Origin of the sequence: Ornithinibacillus sp. FSL M8-0202 (assembly GCF_037975285.1) — a bacterium.
Taxonomy (GTDB): Bacteria; Bacillota; Bacilli; order Bacillales; family Amphibacillaceae; genus Ornithinibacillus; species Ornithinibacillus massiliensis.
Genome location: NZ_CP150248.1, coordinates 53249 through 70600, shown reverse-complemented (window position 1 = coordinate 70600; position 17352 = coordinate 53249). Strand labels below are relative to the sequence as shown.

Sequence of the window (17352 nt, the reverse complement as noted above, 5' to 3'; positions counted from 1 at the left end):
GAAGAAATGGTAAATATAGCAATTATTGGAAATGGCCCTTCTCATCTAATTCCAAATTTATCTCACTATCAACATAACATAGATATTTGGATTGGAGCCGATAGAGGGGCTCTTTCTATTATCCAACAAAATATAGAATTAGATTATGCTATAGGTGATTTCGATTCGGTAAATGATGGAGAACTCCAACAAATAAAGATACAAGCAAAGCGGTTTGAACAGCATAACGTGGAAAAAGATGAAACCGACTTGGAGCTTGCTTTAAGGCTTGCAATTTCCTTGCGTCCAACGATGATTTACTTTTTTGGTGTAACAGGTGGCAGATTAGACCACACATTAATCAATATCCAGTTATTACAACAATTGGTTAAAAAGAATATTGGTGGAGCTGTGATCGATAGTAAGAACCATCTTGAACTGAAGTTTGCGGGTTCTTATACGATTAAGAGATGTGAGAATTACCCGATTGTATCGTTTATTCCATTAACACAAGAAGTCAGTGGACTTACACTCGAAGGATTTTATTATCCGCTATCGAAGGCAACGATACATATGGGATCCACTCTTTCTATTTCAAACAAGCTAATCTCAAATAATGGTACTTTTTCATTTGATGATGGCATAGTATTAGTTGTAAGGAGTCGTGATTAGGTAAAAAAGCGATTCATGAAGCGTGTTTGGAAATGGAGGAGGGCGAACTTATGAAATTTTATACGATTAAGCTCCCTAGAGTAATTGGCGGATTTGTACGTGTTGTAATTGGTATTTTTAAGAAAGATAAGTAAGGCTTTGTTTTGCTTTTGTCAATAATTGGCAGAAGCAGTTTTTTTGAGGAATTTATTATGCGGGAGGAATTGCCAAGCCTGTGGCTCGTATTTAGTTCAACTATAATAAAGCTGAATTTAAACTATCGTGCTTTACCTTAGTGAGATGCAAGCGAGAACAGTGCGAGCATTGATAAACAACACATAAAGTGAATTCCCTCGGGTACTGTTAAATGGACTAGAAAGCTATAAAACTATAGAAAAAAGCACCCGTTTAGTTTGGGTGCTTTTAGCTAATAACTAATGTATCAGTAAAATGAATTAGGTATATATTATACGCGTTCCACTTTACCTGATTTAAGTGCGCGTGCAGAAACATAAACACGTTTTGGTTTTCCATCTACCATAATACGAACTTTTTGCACATTAGCTTTCCATTTACGTCTGTTGGAATTCATAGCGTGTGAGCGTTGGTTTCCACTAGTTGTTTTACGTCCAGTAACAACACATTTTCTAGCCATGTTAATCCCTCCTACTCTAAACAAAAGTCAAGTTAATACTTATACAATTTACCATAACTACGAAAAGATTGCAATACGTATATAAAGAATTTTCACTTGACAGAATGAATGTAATCGTTCATTGTAGTAAGAGGCAAAAAGTGTTGAAATTCTATTTATATACTTGTTTTGCCTTAAATCAATTTCTATTGAAATAATGACGTGATGTGCAAAAACATAATAATTGTAGTAAAATATCGGTAAGATAATGTTGTCTAAGGAGGATTATAATGTCCATTGAATTAAATACCAAAGATGGTCATGTAACTATAACGAATGAAGTTATTGCAACAATTGCTGGTGGTGCAGCTGTTGAATGCTACGGTATTGTTGGAATGGCATCTAAAAGTCAAATCAGAGATGGTATTGCAGAGATTCTTCGTAAGGAAAATTATTCTCGAGGAATCGTAGTTAGACAAGAAGACAATTCCTTACATATTGATATGTATATTATTGTTAGTTACGGTACTAAAATATCTGAAGTTGCACATAATGTACAATCTCAAGTGAAATACACCTTGAGTAAAACATTAGGACTTGAAATTGATTCCGTAAATATTTACATACAAGGGGTACGTGTAGCAAAAGATTAATTTTGCTACCCTGCTAAGGGAGGAACTATTGTGGCAGTACAAAAGCTTGACGGTATTATGTTTTCACAAATGGTGCTCACGGGAGCTCACCATTTAACCAATAATGCCAAGAAAATTGATGCTTTAAATGTATTTCCGGTACCAGATGGTGATACTGGAACGAATATGAACTTATCGATGACTTCTGGTGCAAATGAAGTACGGAAAAATAAATCGGAAAGTATTTCCGATGTGGCAAACGCTTTCTCTAAAGGATTGTTAATGGGAGCAAGAGGGAATTCTGGTGTAATTCTTTCCCAGATCTTTAGAGGGTTTGCAAAAGGGATGGATAAAAAGACATCCTTAACAACTAAAGATTTAGCGCTTGCATTTGATTCTGGTGTGCAAACAGCGTATAAGGCTGTAATGAAACCAGTAGAAGGTACCATTCTAACAGTAGCTAAAGATGCTGCGAAAAAAGCGGTAGAAATAGGCGAACAAGAAGATGATGTAATTGTTATGATGGAAAAGGTTCTACAAGAAGCTAAAGCTTCCTTGAAGCGCACACCAGATTTATTACCAGTTCTTAAAGAGGTTGGTGTAGTTGATTCTGGTGGACAAGGTCTTGTAACGGTTTATGAAGGATTTTTATCAGCGTTAAAAGGTGAAGAACTACCAGATGACGTAGTTGAGATGGATGATATGATAAATGCGGAACATCATAAATCTGCACAGGATTTTATGGATACTTCTGAAATCGAATTTGGTTATTGTACAGAGTTTATGGTGAAATTTGAAGAAGACAAGTTACAGGAAAATCCTTTTGATGAGTCTGAATTCCGTAATGAATTAAGTCAACATGGTGATTCGCTATTAGTTGTTTCTGACGAGGAAATTGTTAAAGTGCATGTTCACACAGAATATCCTGGTAATGTATTAACGATTGGTCAACGCCATGGTAGCTTAATCAATATGAAGATCGAAAATATGCGTGAACAGCATACTGCTATTGTCGGTGAGCCTGTTAAACCGGCTACACCAAAAGAGAAAGCAGAGTTCGGAATTGTGACGGTTGCAATGGGTTCTGGCTTAAAGGCATTGTTTGAGAGTCTGGGAGCAACAGTAGTAATAGAAGGCGGCCAAACGATGAATCCAAGTACACAAGACATTGCGGATGCAATCAATCAGGCTAATGCCAAGAATGTAATTGTACTACCAAATAACAAAAATATCGTGATGGCTGCAGAGCAAGCGGCTGAATTATCGGAAGTTAATGCTGCGGTAGTTGCAACTAAAACGATTCCACAGGGGATTAGTGCATTGCTCGCATTCCATCCAGAAGAAAATCTTGATGCGAATAAAGCAAATATGCTGGAAGCTAGTTCACATGTAAAAACCGGACAAATTACCTATGCGGTTAGAGATACACAAATTGATGGCATATCCATTGAAAATGGTAACTTCATGGGAATTGCTGAAGGTAAAATTGTAACGACCGATAAAGACCGTCTAGAAGCGGTAAAACAATTATTCCAAGAATTAATTACCGAAGACGATGAAATCCTTACGATTTTATCTGGTGAAGATGTGTCAGAAGATGAAGTGAATGAATTAGTAAGTTATGTAGAAGAGAATTATGAAGATGTTGAGATAGAAGTACACAATGGAAATCAACCAATTTATTCTTATATTTTCTCTGTTGAGTAATACAGTTTAATAAAAGGAAAACCGAACTTATTTGTCAATCTTTATGATTGACAGATAGTTCGGTTTTCTTTTTCTTTATATACCTGCTATTTTTAATGCGAAGTCACAAATGAAGAGTAAAGAGATAACCATAATAGCAGCAGATAATTCTTTTTGTTTACCTAAAGCAAGCTTAACAATTGGATAGGCGATAAATCCAAATGCCATACCGTCAGCAATACTATACGTAAACGGAATCATGACAATAATTAAGAATGCTGGAATAGCCTCTGAAATATTATCTAAAGGAATGTGACGAATATTTTGTACCATCAGAAAGCCTACTATGATTAAGATAGGACTAATTGCTACATTGGGAATCATGGTAATCCAAGGTATTATGAAGATAGTAGCTAGAAATAATAAGCTAGCAATTATCGCCGTCATTCCTGTTTTACCTTTAGAAGCAATAACGGCAGCATTTTCAGCTGCAGAAACAGTTGGCGATGTCCCTAAGAAAGCACTTGCTATTGATGAGATAGCAGTCGTTTTATAACCTTTTTGATACGCGCTCTCTCCACTCTTTAACATCGCTAGCTGCCCATTCAGTAGTCCCATATTCTCGAAAATCAATATCATAGCTAGCGGAAATACTGCTAGCCAAAATGAAAGTTCATTTATGGCTGAAAAAGATGGCATACATACTAGGTTACTACTTACATGATCCATCGTCGTACCAGATTCTATAATGCCAAAACAGTAAGCTAATATCGTACCAATTACCATCGTAATCAGAAAATTAGCTGGTACATTTTTAACAAATAAAAATATCGCGATAAATAATGTTAGGATACTAACTAGAATAGTTGGTGAGCTAAAATCACTGATTGATATAATGGTACTTTCACCATTCGTTATCAAACCACTTTTTTCAAGTCCAATTAATATAAGGAATAGCCCTAACCCAACACTTATACCGTGTTTTAACGAATCTGGTATAGCTTCTTTTAGGAGCAGCCCTAATTTGGTAAATGCTGTTACTAAGAAAAGCAAGGATGCTACTAATACGACAGCGAGCCCTTCTTGGAAGGTTAGTCCATTTCCTTGAATAATGGAATAGGCGAATAAAGCATTAATTCCCATACCAGGTATTAGAATTAGTGGTAATCTGCCATATAACCCCATAATCAAGGTGCCGACAAAGCTTGCTAAAATCGTAGCCATCATACCAGCTTCTACTGATATTCCGGCTTCACTAAGAATAGATCCGTTTACAACAACAATATACACTGTTGTTAGATAACCGATAATACCAGCGATAATTTCATTCCGATATGTTTTCTTTGTATACTTGGAAAATATAGGCATGTAAATTCCTAATTTCTTCGTATCCCTCTCCCACCCGATTATAAAATAATTATGTTATTCTATAATCCACAAATGAATATTATAATAGTTTTTGTTATAATTTACAATAGATGTTTAAATTGATAAGAGTATGAAGGCGGTGTCAAGATGAAATACAATTCTGTTTTTGATATTATTGGTCCAGTTATGGTTGGGCCATCAAGTTCGCATACTGCAGGCGCTGCACGTATTGGGTTGGCTGCCCGTAATTTGTTTGGAAAACAACCGAAATGGGCTAAAATATACTTATATGGCTCTTTTGCCAAAACCTATCAAGGGCATGGAACTGACTTTGCTTTAGCTGGTGGATTATTGGGATTTGAGACAGATGATATACGTATGAGAGATGCATTGAATATAGCGAAGGACGAAGGAATTAAAATAGAGTTTATTGAAGATAGTGCAAAAACAGACCATCCTAATACTGTTCGTATGGTCATTGGAGATGAAGAAGAACAATTAGAGATAGTTGGGATATCCATTGGTGGAGGAAAGGTCGAAATTACAGAACTAAATGGCTTTGAATTAAGGTTATCTGGTAATCATCCAGCTGTACTTATTATGCATAATGATAGATTTGGAGCCATTGCATCGGTAACCAAAATATTAGCGAAGCATGAAATTAACATTGGCCATATGGAAGTTAATCGTAAGGATGTCGGCAAAGAAGCATTAATGGTTATTGAGGTTGACCAAAATGTTGAAGATGAAATTCTATTAGAATTAGAAAAGGCTGACCACATCATTCAAATTGCAAAAATCGTTAGCTAAAGGGGAGAAGTACCATGTTCCGAACTGTTGCGGAATTAGTAGAAATTGCTGAGAAAGAAAATATGTTAATTTCTGAAGTGATGATCCGTCAAGAGATGGATGTTAAAAATAAAACACGTGAAGAAGTATTTGCAGAAATGGAAAAGAACCTGCAAGTGATGGAAAAAGCGATAGAAGATAGCTTAAAAGGGGTTCAATCAGTAACTGGTCTAACCGGTGGGGACGCTGTTAAAGTTCAAACCTATATGCGAGAGAAGACACCATTGTCTGGACATTTAATGCTAGATGCGGTTAGTAAAGCAATGGGAACAAATGAAGTGAACGCTGCAATGGGTGTGATATGTGCTACGCCAACTGCTGGTAGTGCAGGTTGTGTTCCGGGGACATTATTTGCTGTTAAAGAACAACTGAACCCAACACGTGAGCAAATGATTCGCTATTTATTTACGGCAGGGGCATTCGGATTAGTTGTTGCGAATAATGCATTTATTTCTGGCGCAGCAGGCGGATGTCAAGCAGAAGTAGGTTCTGCTGGTGCCATGGCTTCCGCTGCGATTGTAGAAATGGCAGGTGGCTCCCCACAGCAATCGGCAGATGCATTTGCCATCACATTAAAAAATATGTTAGGACTTGTATGTGATCCAGTTGCTGGACTTGTTGAAGTTCCATGTGTAAAGCGGAATGCGGGTGGTGCTTCTTTAGCCATTGTCTCAGCTGACTTGGCCTTAGCTGGAGTGACAAGCCGTATCCCATGTGATGAAGTAATTGGTGCGATGTACCGGATTGGAAGACAAATGCCTGTAAGTTTACGAGAAACCGGTGAGGGTGGCTTAGCTGATACACCAACAGGTAGATTTTTAAAAGAAAAGATTTTTGGTTAATGAACATCGATCTATAATGAGCATTTTGTGTAAGATAATTTTTTAATTCTAGAAATATGTGAAGAAGATTTTCTAGAAGGTCTGTTTAGAAAGAGTGATAAATTATGCTAGATTATTCTGTATCCGAAGTAAAGGGAATAGGGGAGAAATTTGCAGAGGATTTAATGGCATTAAATATTCATACAGTGGAGGATCTTTTGCTGTATTTTCCTTCAAGATATGATGTTTTAGAAATTCTTCCGCTTAGTGAATTAATTCATGAGGATAAAGTAACGATTGAGGGAAGGGTACTAAACACCCCTTCTCTTTCCTATTTTGGAAGAAAAAAATCTCGCCTTTCGTTTAATGTTGAAGTAGAGAATATTGCCGTTAAGGTAGTGATGTTTAACCGGGCGTTCGCGAAGAAGCAACTTAATGTAGGGGATATCGTTACATTAACCGGTAAGTGGGATGCCCATCGTTTACAAATAACGGTCAGTAACTATCAAAAAGGCTCCATGGAAAAATCCTCCGATATACAACCTATTTATTCTGTTAGAGGCGATGTAACAAGTTTTCGACTGAAAAAGGCTATTCAACAAGCTATCCAAGATTTCGGAGACAAAGTGGAAGAGATTTTACCTCCTGATATGATAACAGCCTATAAGATCCCGACTCGTAACCATGCGATTAAAACCATGCACTTCCCCGAAAACCGAACCGCTTTAAAGCATGCAAGAAGAAGATTTACGTATGAAGAATTTCTATTGTTTCAATTGAAAATACAGCTATTACGAAAACGACGTAGAGAGTCTTCCATGGGGAATACACAACATTATGATGAGGTTAAAGTGGCAAATTTCATTAAAGGATTCCCGTTTTCTTTAACCAATGCACAAACTAAATCATTAAATCAAATTTTATCGGATATGAAATCTCCCTATCGAATGAATCGATTACTACAAGGGGATGTTGGATCAGGGAAAACAGCTGTAGCTGCTATTGGACTCTATGCTACTATTACGGCAACTAAGCAGGGTGCCTTAATGGTTCCGACGGAAATATTAGCAGAACAGCATTACCAATCTCTAAAGGAAATGTTTGGAGAGCTGGCAAGAGTAGAGCTACTTACGGGATCTGTAAAAGGGAAGAAGCGAAAAGAGATTTTAGCAGATCTACAAAATCACCAAGTTGATATACTAGTAGGTACCCATGCACTAATCCAGGATGAGGTGCATTTTGCTGATTTAGGTCTTGTTGTAGTAGATGAACAGCATCGATTTGGGGTTGAGCAAAGACGAGCACTCTCTAGTAAAGGATTACATCCGGATGTGTTGTTTATGACTGCTACTCCAATCCCACGGACACTTGCTATTACGGCTTTTGGTGATATGGATGTGTCGGTCATTGATGAAATGCCTGCTGGGCGAAAGGAAATAGAAACCTATTGGACGAAGGCAAATACGTTCGATCGTGTACTAGGATTTATAGAAAACCATATTAAAGCTGGTGAACAAGCCTACATCATTTGTCCGCTTATTGAAGAGTCAGACAAACTAGATATTCAGGATGCTGTTGATTTATACAATCAATTAGTTGATTTTTATCCACCATCTATACGTGTCGGACTGATGCACGGGAGATTGCATCCAACTGAAAAGGATCAAGTGATGAAAGAATTTGCAGCTAATGAAGTTCAAGTACTCGTTTCTACCACGGTGGTAGAAGTAGGTGTTAATGTGCCAAATGCGACCATTATGGTCATTTATGACGCGGAACGATTTGGACTATCGCAATTACATCAATTACGAGGAAGAGTGGGTAGAGGAGATAAGCAAAGCTATTGTATTCTAATTGCCGACCCGAAAAGTGAGACAGGTAAAGAGCGAATGCGGATTATGACCGAAACGAATAATGGTTTCGAGTTATCAGAGCAGGATTTAAAATTACGTGGTCCAGGGGATTTCTTTGGAACGAAGCAGAGTGGATTACCAGATTTTAAGGTGGCAGATATGATTCATGATTATCGAGCACTTGAAACGGCGAGAAATGATGCTGCAGAAATTATCCAATTTAACTTATTGGAGGAAGACCCTAACTACGCTAAATTAAGGGATTTTCTAGATAATGAAGGCGTATTTGATACAGTACTTGACTAACTCTTACTTGCATAATTTCATCATGTAATATATATTACTATTAGTACCAAGTCATAATAGCAACAATTATTACCCTAAAATATAGAAAAGTGGATGGTGCTTTGATGAGGATACCGAAAGTAAAGAGACAAGAAAAATTAAAAGAAACAATTGAAGAGACTCCATTTATAACCGATGAAGAATTGGCAAAAAAATTTGATGTAAGTATTCAAACTATCCGTCTTGACCGGATGGAATTATCCATTCCAGAGTTAAGGGAAAGAATAAAAACAGTAGCAAAGCATCAGTGGAATGAAACCGTCAAATCTTTGCCACTAGAAGATGTTATTGGGGAAATTATCGACTTAGAGTTAGATAATCGAGCAATCTCGATTTTAGATATAGGACGAGAACATGTTTTTACAAGAAATAATATTGCAAGAGGACATCATTTGTTTGCACAGGCTAATTCATTGGCTGTTGCAGTTATGAATGATGAGCTTGCCCTAACAGCAAAATCTGTCCTTAACTTTAAGAGACAGGTTCGACAAGGGGAAAGAGTCGTCGCGAAAGCCTTTGTACAAGGTACAGATGAAAAGGGGCTAACGTTAGTACAGGTTGATAGTTTTGTAGATAGTGAAAAAGTCTTTTCTGGCGAATTCCATATGTATCGGTCAACCGATAAAAAGGAGAATAACCTATGAGAATTGCAATTGACGCTATGGGTGGCGATCATGCACCCAAAGAAATCGTATTAGGTGCAATGGATGCTGTCCAAGAGATAAAGAACTTACAGATTACATTGGTTGGTGATGAGGAAAAAATCAATCAGTACTTAACGAACTCAGAACGAATTGAGATTTTACATACAGATGAAGTTATTACTGGAGATGATGAGCCTGTTCGCGCGGTAAGAAGGAAGAAAAATTCATCTATGGTAAAGGCAGCGGCTGAAGTGAAAGAGGGACGAGCAGATGCATGTATATCTGCCGGTAATACAGGTGCCTTAATGAGTGCAGGTCTATTTGTTATCGGAAGAATACCTGGGATCGATCGTCCAGCATTAAGTCCGACCCTGCCGACATTAGAAGGAGAAGGCTTCTTAATGTTAGATGTCGGTGCAAATGTGGATGCAAAGCCAAACCATTTGCTGCAGTACGCGATTATGGGTTCTGTTTACGCTGAAAAAGTACGTTCGATAAACAATCCACGAGTTGGCTTATTAAACATCGGTACGGAAGATGGAAAAGGGAATGAGCTAACGAAGAAAGCGTTCGAATTAATGAAAAAAGCCCCGATTAACTTTGTTGGTAATGTGGAAGCAAGGGACTTATTAAACGGAGTCGCAGATGTTGTCATTACTGATGGCTTTAGTGGAAATGTTGCATTAAAGACGATCGAAGGAACAGCTTCTGCACTATTTTCTATGATTAAAGAAACCTTTATGTCCTCACTTAAAACAAAGCTAGCGGCAGGCTTAGTGAAAAAGGACTTAAAAGGATTAAAAGATAAACTAGATTATTCTGAGTATGGTGGGGCAGCATTATTTGGATTAGCAGCTCCTGTTGTAAAGGCGCATGGTTCTTCCAACCACCGAGCAATCTATAGTGCCATAAAGCAGACCTGCCATATGGTCGACCACCGTGTCATAGAGACTATTAAAGAAACAGTGGAGTCGATGCAAGTGGATGAGGAGGAAACAGAATGAAAAAAGTAGCATTTATGTTCCCAGGACAAGGATCACAAACGGTTGGTATGGGGAAGGAAATTCATGATGCATATGAAAGTGTTCAAAACTTATATACGAAAGCTAATGAAGTATTAGGAAAAGATATACGTTCTTTGATGTTTGAAGGACCATCAGAGAATTTGACTGAAACAGAAAATGCACAACCTGCTTTATTACTTTCTAGTATCGCACTACAGAATTTACTAGAACAAGAGGGAATTCAACCATCTATGGTAGTAGGGCACAGTCTTGGAGAGTATAGTGCTTTAGTAGCTGCTAAAGCAATGACACTGGAAGAAGCTCTGCCATTAGTTAGCACACGTGGTCGCTTAATGGAACAAGCATTTCCAAAAGGACAAGGAACCATGGCAGCTGTGTTAGGTTTATCCGTAGAGGCGATCCAAGAAGTAGTTGATTCGATTACGGAAGAGATTGTGGACGTTGCGAACATCAATTGTCCAGGACAGATTGTTATTTCTGGTTCTGTTGCAGGAATCGATGAAGCAAGTAACAAGCTAAAAGAAAAAGGTGCTAAACGGGTAATCCCGCTAAATGTCAGTGGTCCATTTCATTCCAGATTAATGGAAGCAGCAAATAAGGATTTTGCGACATACTTGAATCAAGTGAACATTAAGGATGCCGAGATTCCTGTCTATGCAAATGTTACAGCAAATCCTGTGAATGATCAAAATGAAATAAAGGAATTACTTTTAAAACAGCTATATTCACCAGTTCGCTTTGAGGAATCGATACGAAATATGATGCAAACCGATGTTGAGGCATTTGTGGAAGTAGGAACTGGAAAAGTACTTAGTGGATTAGTAAAGAAAATTGATCGAAAAGCTACGATATTTACTGTTCAAGATCAAGCATCTTTAAATGATTTTATTACATGGTATCGAGGTGAAGCGTAATGTTACAAGGAAAAACGGCAATCATCACAGGTGGTTCAAGGGGAATCGGAAGAGCTATAGCATTAGAATTAGCGGAAAAAGGTGCTAATGTCGTCGTAAACTATGCTGGTAATGAGGCAAAGGCACAGGCTGTCGTTGAGGAAGTCATCGCTTTAGGTGCTAACGCAATAAAATTCCAAGCAGATGTTGCAGATGAAGAACAAGTAAAAGATATGATAAAATTAACCCTCGAAACATTTGGTAGTGTTGATATTCTTGTAAATAATGCTGGTATTACAAAAGACAATTTATTAATGAGAATGAAAGAGTCTGAATTTGACCAAGTTATTAATACAAATTTAAAAGGTGTCTTTGTTTGCACGAAGGCTGTAACACGTCAGATGATGAAGCAACGTTCTGGTAGAATTATTAATGTGGCATCTATTGTAGGTGTCAGTGGTAATCCTGGCCAAGCAAATTATGTAGCTGCTAAAGCTGGTGTCATTGGACTAACGAAAACGACGGCTAAGGAACTAGCTAGCCGTAATATATTAGTAAATGCAGTAGCTCCTGGTTTTATATCAACAGATATGACAGATGCATTAACAGAGGAACAAACGGAAGGTATGCTAAGTATGATTCCTCTCGCAAAACTTGGCGAACCAGAAGATGTTGCTAAAGTAGTACGCTTTCTAGCATCTGATGATGCAAACTATATTACAGGACAGACCATTCATATCGATGGCGGTATGGTCATGTAATCGGTATAATACTTTGAAGGGAGGTGAACGTTAATGGCAGACGTATTTGAAAAAGTAAAAGAAATTATTGTTGATAAACTTGATGTAGAAGAGTCAAAAGTAACAATGGAAGCATCTTTTAAAGATGATTTAGAAGCAGATTCATTAGACGTAGTTGAGCTTGTAATGGAGCTTGAAGACGAATTCGATATGGAAATTGCTGATGAAGAAGCAGAAAAAATTAACACTGTTGGTGATGCTGTAAATTACATAAAGGATTTACAGGGCTAATATAATACACGTTTAAGGTCTCGCTAATGCGAGACTTTTCTATATATCAACAAGAGGTGGCAAGTATCTATGGATCGAAAAAAGTTAGAACAGATGCTTCAAATAGAATTTCAAAATATTGATGTAATCAGGCAAGCATTTACCCATTCATCTTATGTGAATGAGCATCGTGACATAAACACTTCTGATAATGAACGTTTAGAGTTTTTGGGGGATGCAGTATTAGAACTTGGAGTTTCACAATACTTATATCGAAAATATCCTCAAATGCCTGAAGGGGAAATGACTAAATTACGTGCTGCTATTGTTTGTGAACCTTCGTTAGAAACGTTTGCACGTAGTTTAAATTTTGGTGATCATATCCTTTTAGGTAAGGGAGAAGAGATGACGGGTGGAAGAAACCGTCCCGCTTTATTGGCAGATGTTTTTGAAGCTTTTTTAGGGGCTTTATATTTAGATAAAGGATTTGACACAGCATTACATTTTCTAGAAAAACACGTATTTCCTAAAATTGACACTGGTGCTTTTTCGCATGGGATGGATTATAAAAGTAAGCTTCAGGAAATAGTCCAGCAAGACAAAAATCAAACCATCGATTATCAAATTATAGAGGAAAAAGGTCCTTCACATAATAAAGAGTTTGTGGCAGAGCTGCGTATTAATGATAAAGTACTTGGCTCGGGGATCGGCCGTACTAAAAAGGAAGCAGAACAGCGTGCAGCAAAAAATGCGCTAGATCAACTTGGAGTATAAAAAGAGGTTGCCCTACTTTAGAATGTCCTGTTATAAAGGTTACATTTCAATGTAGGGCAACCCCTTTTTTATGACCATTTTATAGTCTTACTTTTCTAAGCTCCTCAATGAAGGCCTGCGTTTCTGATGCCGACAGATTCCCTTTCTTCACAACCATATCATACATAAATTTAATATCCTCATATTTTGAAAGGTCATAGTCCTCAGGGTCAAATAAAGAGCGATTCACTACGGACAGGTGATCTGCTAATTCGTTTAAAAGGTATGTAAGATTTTCAATTGTAGGGTTTTCTAAATTCATTTTCCACCTCTATGGTTCATAATAATGTGTTGATATGTTATGTACACTTCTTTTGTTTCCGTCTTTATGATAAAATAAATGCATTAAAAAGCCAATCCATATGGTTTATTATACTATATGCTAAAGGAATCTTAACGTGTTAACTGCCTATATGCTCAATTGTTATGTCTAATATTAGTTGAGGTATACTAGACACAGTTCATCGGATAACTACTATAGCGATAGTTTAACATATCATGTTATAAAGAGAAAAAGGGAAAATGGAATCGAGCTTACATATGGGGAGATTCGTTTCCAGTAGGAGAATGTTTATGTTTTTGAAGCGTTTAGAAAGTGTTGGATTTAAATCTTTTGCAGAACGGATAAATGTTGACTTTGTGCCAGGAGTTACCGCCGTCGTTGGCCCTAATGGAAGTGGTAAAAGTAATATTACAGATGCTATCCGTTGGGTATTAGGGGAGCAGTCTGCGAAGTCGCTACGTGGTTCAAAAATGGAAGATATTATTTTCCAAGGTAGTGACACAAGAAAACCGTTAAATATAGCAGAAGTAACGCTAGTACTCGATAATAGTGATCAAGCTCTACCGCTTGATTACGAAGAAGTTAGTGTAACAAGACGGGTCTATCGTTCTGGTGAAAGCGAATTTTATATTAATAAACAATCTTGTCGATTAAAGGATATCGTAGACTTATTTCTTGATTCTGGCTTAGGAAAAGAAGCTTTTTCTATTATAAGTCAAGGGAAAGTAGAGGAAATTTTAAGCTCTAAAGCAGAAGAAAGACGGACGATTTTTGAAGAAGCGGCTGGTGTACTGAAATATAAACAACGGAAAAAGAAGGCAGAATATAAACTTGCTGAAACACAAGAAAATTTAAACCGCGTCGAAGATATTATATATGAAATCGAGAGTCAGCTAGAGCCTTTACAGAGACAAGCAGAAACAGCAAAAGAATACTTAAAGCAAAAGGATTTACTAAAAACTCAAGAAATATCGTTATTAATCACGGAAATCGAACTATTGCATGAAGAATGGCAAGAGCTTTTAAAAGTAATAGATGCTGAAAAGTTGGATGAGATTGCCCTCAAAACACAAATTCAGAAGAAAGAAGCTAGCTTAGCTTCTGCCCGAGAAGAAGTAGAGCGGATGGATAATCAGATTAATGAATTACAAGAACGCCTACTGACCACGACTCAGCAGCTGGAACAATATGAGGGAAGGAAACAAGTATTCCACGAGCGTACAAAGCATTTCGCCGAAAATAAAGAAAAGCTAGAAATGCAAAAGCGTGAAGCAGAGGAACTGATAACCAATTTAGAGTCTGAGCTATTAGAGGAAACAGAGAAGTTAGCCACGCTTCAAGAAGAGAAGAAAAAAACAAAAAAACTTGTTGAAGAGTTAAAGACAAGGTTAACAACAGATAAGGATAGTCTAGTTGATCAAATCGAAGAGCTTAAATCGGAATATATCGAATTCCTGAATAAACAGGCAGCAAAGAGAAATGAAAGGCAATCCATTGCACAACAAGTACAGCAAATTAATGTCAAAAAAGATAAGCAAGCTGATAAGTTCCAGGATTTAATTGATTTAAGAGAAAGTTATTCGGAGCAATTAGCGAAACTCCATCAATTGGTAGAATCCTCAGAGGCCGAATATCGTCACGAAGAGGAGTCATTACGAAATATAAAGAAAGAAATTGAAACCAAGCGTGATAAGTACCAGGAATCACAAACAAAACTATATCAAGGCTATCAATATATTGAAAAATTAAAATCGAAAAAAGAAATGCTAGAAGATATGAAAGAGGATTTTCAAGGCTTCTTTCAAGGTGTTAAAGCAGTTTTAAAGGCTAGAGAAGATGGGAAATTGTCTGCAATTCATGGAGCTGTCATTGAACTCATGGATGTTCCAAAGGCGTACATTACCGCAATTGAAACTGTACTTGGTGGACAAGCGCAGCATATTGTTGTGGAAAATGATGCTTCAGCAAGACAGGCAATTGCTTGGTTAAAGCAAACAAATAGTGGGCGAGCAACGTTTTTACCATTAGAATCCATTCAACCAAGATTTATACCGCAAGACATATTGAATCAGATTAGAACACATGCAGGATTTGTTGGGATAGCAGGACAATTGGTAACAACGGAGCCCTCTTATCAAAAAGCAATAGACCATTTAATGGGGCATGTTGTGATTGCAAAAACGCTAAAAGATGCGAACGAAATCGCCCGTATGGTTATGCGAAAGTATCGAATTGTTACCCTTGAGGGGGATGTTGTAAACCCTGGTGGATCTATGTCTGGTGGTGCACAAAAGAAAACAAATTCGTCTCTTTTCACTAGAGAAAAGGATCTCCAGGAGCTTACGGAAAAGCTACAGGATTATGAACTTAAGGCACAAGATTTTGAACGACAAGTAAAGATGCAAAAGCAATTATTGGCAGAGCTAGAACAACAACTAAACCTAGGGGAACAAAGCCTTAGTGAAAAACAACAAGTGTTACAAGAGGCAAAATCGAATCACAAGGAAATAGAATTAAAGCTTGCATCTCTTTCAGAAAATCTTTCTGTATATGATCAGGATAAACAACAGTATGACCGGGATTTAGCTGAATTGGAGAACCGTGATCAGGAGTTGCGCTCAGAACTTACAACGATTGAAGATAGCTTACAATCCTTCCGAGCGCAAATTGATGGGTTGTCCAAGCAGGAACTAGAATGGAAGGAAAATCAAGATCAGATACAACAAGATTATCATCACTATCAAGTTCTCCTTGCTGAACAAGAAGAACGTGTAAAAAACCAACAAGAGAAGACCAATATTCTGAAAGAACGATTAACAGAACAAACAGAGCGTTTTACCAAAATTGCTGAAGAGTTAGAAGAGCTTATCAGTATTTCTCAATCGAATGAGACAGAAGAGGAAATCAATGGAAAGTTAATAGAGAAAAGCAAAGAAAAAGAAGCAATAACGTCATCGATTCAAGAGATGCGCTCAGATAGAATGGCTCGTACACAGCGAATGCAGGATGAAGAACGAGAATTAAAAGAAGAAAGCAAGAAACATCATGGCATTTTACAGCAAATTCAACAAAAGGAAGTAAAAGCAAATCGTATTGATGTGGAACTTGAAAATCGTTTATCCTTATTACAAACAGAGTATATGATGACATATGAAAGAGCGAAAAAAGAATTCGAGAAGGTTGAGAATGTCGAAGAAGCGAAGCATAATGTAAGTGAAATTAAAGCGAGACTTGAGCGCTTAGGTAACGTTAATATCGGTGCAATCGATGAATATGATCGTATTTCTGAGCGATATACATTCCTAACGGATCAACGAAATGATTTAGTTGAAGCAAAGCAAACCTTATTTGCTGTTATTAAAGAAATGGACGAAGAGATGGAACACTTATTTAGTACAACCTTCGGACAAATAAAAGACGAATTTGCCATCGTATTTAAAGAACTTTTCGGTGGTGGTCATGCTGAGTTAAAGCTTACCGATCCGAAAAATTTATTAGATACTGGTGTTGACATTATTGCACAACCACCTGGTAAGAAGCTTCAAAATTTAGGACTGCTCTCCGGTGGAGAACGTGCACTAACCGCTATCGCCTTGTTATTTGCTATCTTAAGGGTCCGTCCAGTACCGTTTTGTGTTCTGGATGAAGTGGAAGCTGCCCTTGATGAAGCAAATGTTGTCCGTTTCGCTAAATATGTTAAACAATATAGCGAGAATACACAGTTTATCGTCATTACACACCGACAAGGTACGATGGAACAGGCAGATGTATTATATGGGGTAACGATGCAAGAATCTGGAGTATCCCGACTAGTGTCCGTCCGTCTAGAAGAAACGAAAGAGCTTATTCAATCATAAAGGGGTGTC

17 protein-coding genes are annotated in these 17352 nt (G+C 37.5%); 14 read left to right on the top strand and 3 right to left on the bottom strand.

What is annotated here, in order from left to right; translation table 11 throughout:
* The first annotated feature begins 6 nt into the window (after positions 1–6).
* Positions 7–651 (top strand): thiamine diphosphokinase, encoded by a 645-nt coding sequence (locus MKY78_RS00390; protein ID WP_211741503.1) that lies wholly within the window; start codon positions 7–9, stop codon positions 649–651.
* A 32-nt stretch (positions 652–683) separates the two neighbouring features.
* Positions 684–785: a stage V sporulation protein SpoVM gene (gene spoVM / locus MKY78_RS00385; RefSeq protein ID WP_339215383.1), complete on the top strand. Its 102-nt coding sequence runs from the start codon at positions 684–686 to the stop codon at positions 783–785.
* Positions 786–1096: 311 nt separating this feature from the next.
* Here spoVM and rpmB read toward each other — a convergent pair whose 3' ends face one another.
* Positions 1097–1285 carry a 50S ribosomal protein L28 gene (gene rpmB / locus MKY78_RS00380; protein ID WP_186868631.1) on the bottom strand — a complete coding sequence of 63 codons (189 nt, stop codon included), beginning with the start codon at positions 1283–1285 and terminating at the stop codon, positions 1097–1099.
* Positions 1286–1554: 269 nt separating this feature from the next.
* Between rpmB and MKY78_RS00375 the strand changes: the two genes are divergently transcribed.
* Positions 1555–1917, top strand: a complete 363-nt coding sequence (locus tag MKY78_RS00375; protein ID WP_186868632.1) for an Asp23/Gls24 family envelope stress response protein — start codon at positions 1555–1557, stop codon at positions 1915–1917.
* Between the two features lie 30 nt (positions 1918–1947).
* Positions 1948–3603, top strand: a complete 1656-nt coding sequence (locus MKY78_RS00370; RefSeq protein ID WP_339215382.1) for a DAK2 domain-containing protein — start codon at positions 1948–1950, stop codon at positions 3601–3603.
* A 75-nt stretch (positions 3604–3678) separates the two neighbouring features.
* Here the strand turns inward: MKY78_RS00370 and MKY78_RS00365 are convergent, their stop codons facing one another.
* Positions 3679–4950 carry an NCS2 family permease gene (locus MKY78_RS00365; RefSeq protein WP_339215380.1) on the bottom strand — a complete coding sequence of 424 codons (1272 nt, stop codon included), beginning with the start codon at positions 4948–4950 and terminating at the stop codon, positions 3679–3681.
* Between the two features lie 147 nt (positions 4951–5097).
* Between MKY78_RS00365 and sdaAB the strand changes: the two genes are divergently transcribed.
* The 9 genes from sdaAB to rnc all read left to right on the top strand — a co-directional run bounded on the left by sdaAB (position 5098) and on the right by rnc (position 13164).
* Complete coding sequence (gene sdaAB / locus MKY78_RS00360) at positions 5098–5760, top strand: L-serine ammonia-lyase, iron-sulfur-dependent subunit beta (RefSeq protein WP_211741500.1); 663 nt, start codon at positions 5098–5100, stop codon at positions 5758–5760.
* 14 nt (positions 5761–5774) lie between these two features.
* Positions 5775–6641 (top strand): L-serine ammonia-lyase, iron-sulfur-dependent, subunit alpha, encoded by an 867-nt coding sequence (sdaAA, locus tag MKY78_RS00355; protein ID WP_339215379.1) that lies wholly within the window; start codon positions 5775–5777, stop codon positions 6639–6641.
* A 104-nt stretch (positions 6642–6745) separates the two neighbouring features.
* A complete protein-coding gene (recG, locus tag MKY78_RS00350) occupies positions 6746–8779 on the top strand; it encodes an ATP-dependent DNA helicase RecG (RefSeq protein ID WP_339215377.1) in 2034 nt (677 codons plus the stop codon).
* A 104-nt stretch (positions 8780–8883) separates the two neighbouring features.
* Positions 8884–9462 carry a transcription factor FapR gene (gene fapR, locus MKY78_RS00345; protein ID WP_339215376.1) on the top strand — a complete coding sequence of 193 codons (579 nt, stop codon included), beginning with the start codon at positions 8884–8886 and terminating at the stop codon, positions 9460–9462.
* The gene (gene plsX, locus MKY78_RS00340; RefSeq protein WP_339215375.1) at positions 9459–10466 is read left to right on the top strand and encodes a phosphate acyltransferase PlsX; all 1008 of its coding nucleotides are present in this window, start codon (positions 9459–9461) and stop codon (positions 10464–10466) included. The genes fapR and plsX overlap by 4 nt, the downstream gene beginning before the upstream one ends.
* Positions 10463–11401: an ACP S-malonyltransferase gene (gene fabD / locus MKY78_RS00335; RefSeq protein ID WP_339215373.1), complete on the top strand. Its 939-nt coding sequence runs from the start codon at positions 10463–10465 to the stop codon at positions 11399–11401. The genes plsX and fabD overlap by 4 nt, the downstream gene beginning before the upstream one ends.
* Entirely contained in the window at positions 11401–12141 is a 741-nt protein-coding gene (gene fabG, locus MKY78_RS00330; RefSeq protein WP_339215372.1) for a 3-oxoacyl-[acyl-carrier-protein] reductase, read from the top strand. The genes fabD and fabG overlap by 1 nt, the downstream gene beginning before the upstream one ends.
* A gap of 33 nt (positions 12142–12174) precedes the next feature.
* Entirely contained in the window at positions 12175–12411 is a 237-nt protein-coding gene (acpP, locus tag MKY78_RS00325) for an acyl carrier protein (RefSeq protein WP_186868642.1), read from the top strand.
* A gap of 69 nt (positions 12412–12480) precedes the next feature.
* Positions 12481–13164, top strand: coding sequence for a ribonuclease III (gene rnc, locus MKY78_RS00320; protein WP_339215371.1), 684 nt, complete (start codon positions 12481–12483; stop codon positions 13162–13164).
* 79 nt (positions 13165–13243) lie between these two features.
* Here rnc and MKY78_RS00315 read toward each other — a convergent pair whose 3' ends face one another.
* Positions 13244–13465, bottom strand: coding sequence for a DUF1128 domain-containing protein (locus MKY78_RS00315; RefSeq protein WP_339215369.1), 222 nt, complete (start codon positions 13463–13465; stop codon positions 13244–13246).
* Positions 13466–13776: 311 nt separating this feature from the next.
* On the opposite strand from MKY78_RS00315, the gene smc reads away from it, so the two are divergent.
* On the top strand, positions 13777–17343 hold the full coding sequence (smc, locus tag MKY78_RS00310; protein WP_339215367.1) for a chromosome segregation protein SMC: 3567 nt from the start codon (positions 13777–13779) through the stop codon (positions 17341–17343).
* Positions 17344–17352: the final 9 nt, after the last annotated feature.

What these genes read in the sequence shown, in the direction of transcription:
- MKY78_RS00390 (WP_211741503.1), top strand. Translation starts at nt 7, where the DNA reads ATGGTAAATATAGCAATTATTGGAAATGGCCCTTCTCATCTAATTCCA.
- spoVM (WP_339215383.1), top strand. Translation starts at nt 684, where the DNA reads ATGGAGGAGGGCGAACTTATGAAATTTTATACGATTAAGCTCCCTAGA.
- rpmB (WP_186868631.1), bottom strand. Translation starts at nt 1,285, where the DNA reads ATGGCTAGAAAATGTGTTGTTACTGGACGTAAAACAACTAGTGGAAAC.
- MKY78_RS00375 (WP_186868632.1), top strand. Translation starts at nt 1,555, where the DNA reads ATGTCCATTGAATTAAATACCAAAGATGGTCATGTAACTATAACGAAT.
- MKY78_RS00365 (WP_339215380.1), bottom strand. Translation starts at nt 4,950, where the DNA reads ATGCCTATATTTTCCAAGTATACAAAGAAAACATATCGGAATGAAATT.
- sdaAB (WP_211741500.1), top strand. Translation starts at nt 5,098, where the DNA reads ATGAAATACAATTCTGTTTTTGATATTATTGGTCCAGTTATGGTTGGG.
- sdaAA (WP_339215379.1), top strand. Translation starts at nt 5,775, where the DNA reads ATGTTCCGAACTGTTGCGGAATTAGTAGAAATTGCTGAGAAAGAAAAT.
- recG (WP_339215377.1), top strand. Translation starts at nt 6,746, where the DNA reads ATGCTAGATTATTCTGTATCCGAAGTAAAGGGAATAGGGGAGAAATTT.
- fapR (WP_339215376.1), top strand. Translation starts at nt 8,884, where the DNA reads ATGAGGATACCGAAAGTAAAGAGACAAGAAAAATTAAAAGAAACAATT.
- plsX (WP_339215375.1), top strand. Translation starts at nt 9,459, where the DNA reads ATGAGAATTGCAATTGACGCTATGGGTGGCGATCATGCACCCAAAGAA.
- fabD (WP_339215373.1), top strand. Translation starts at nt 10,463, where the DNA reads ATGAAAAAAGTAGCATTTATGTTCCCAGGACAAGGATCACAAACGGTT.
- fabG (WP_339215372.1), top strand. Translation starts at nt 11,401, where the DNA reads ATGTTACAAGGAAAAACGGCAATCATCACAGGTGGTTCAAGGGGAATC.
- acpP (WP_186868642.1), top strand. Translation starts at nt 12,175, where the DNA reads ATGGCAGACGTATTTGAAAAAGTAAAAGAAATTATTGTTGATAAACTT.
- rnc (WP_339215371.1), top strand. Translation starts at nt 12,481, where the DNA reads ATGGATCGAAAAAAGTTAGAACAGATGCTTCAAATAGAATTTCAAAAT.
- MKY78_RS00315 (WP_339215369.1), bottom strand. Translation starts at nt 13,465, where the DNA reads ATGAATTTAGAAAACCCTACAATTGAAAATCTTACATACCTTTTAAAC.
- smc (WP_339215367.1), top strand. Translation starts at nt 13,777, where the DNA reads ATGTTTTTGAAGCGTTTAGAAAGTGTTGGATTTAAATCTTTTGCAGAA.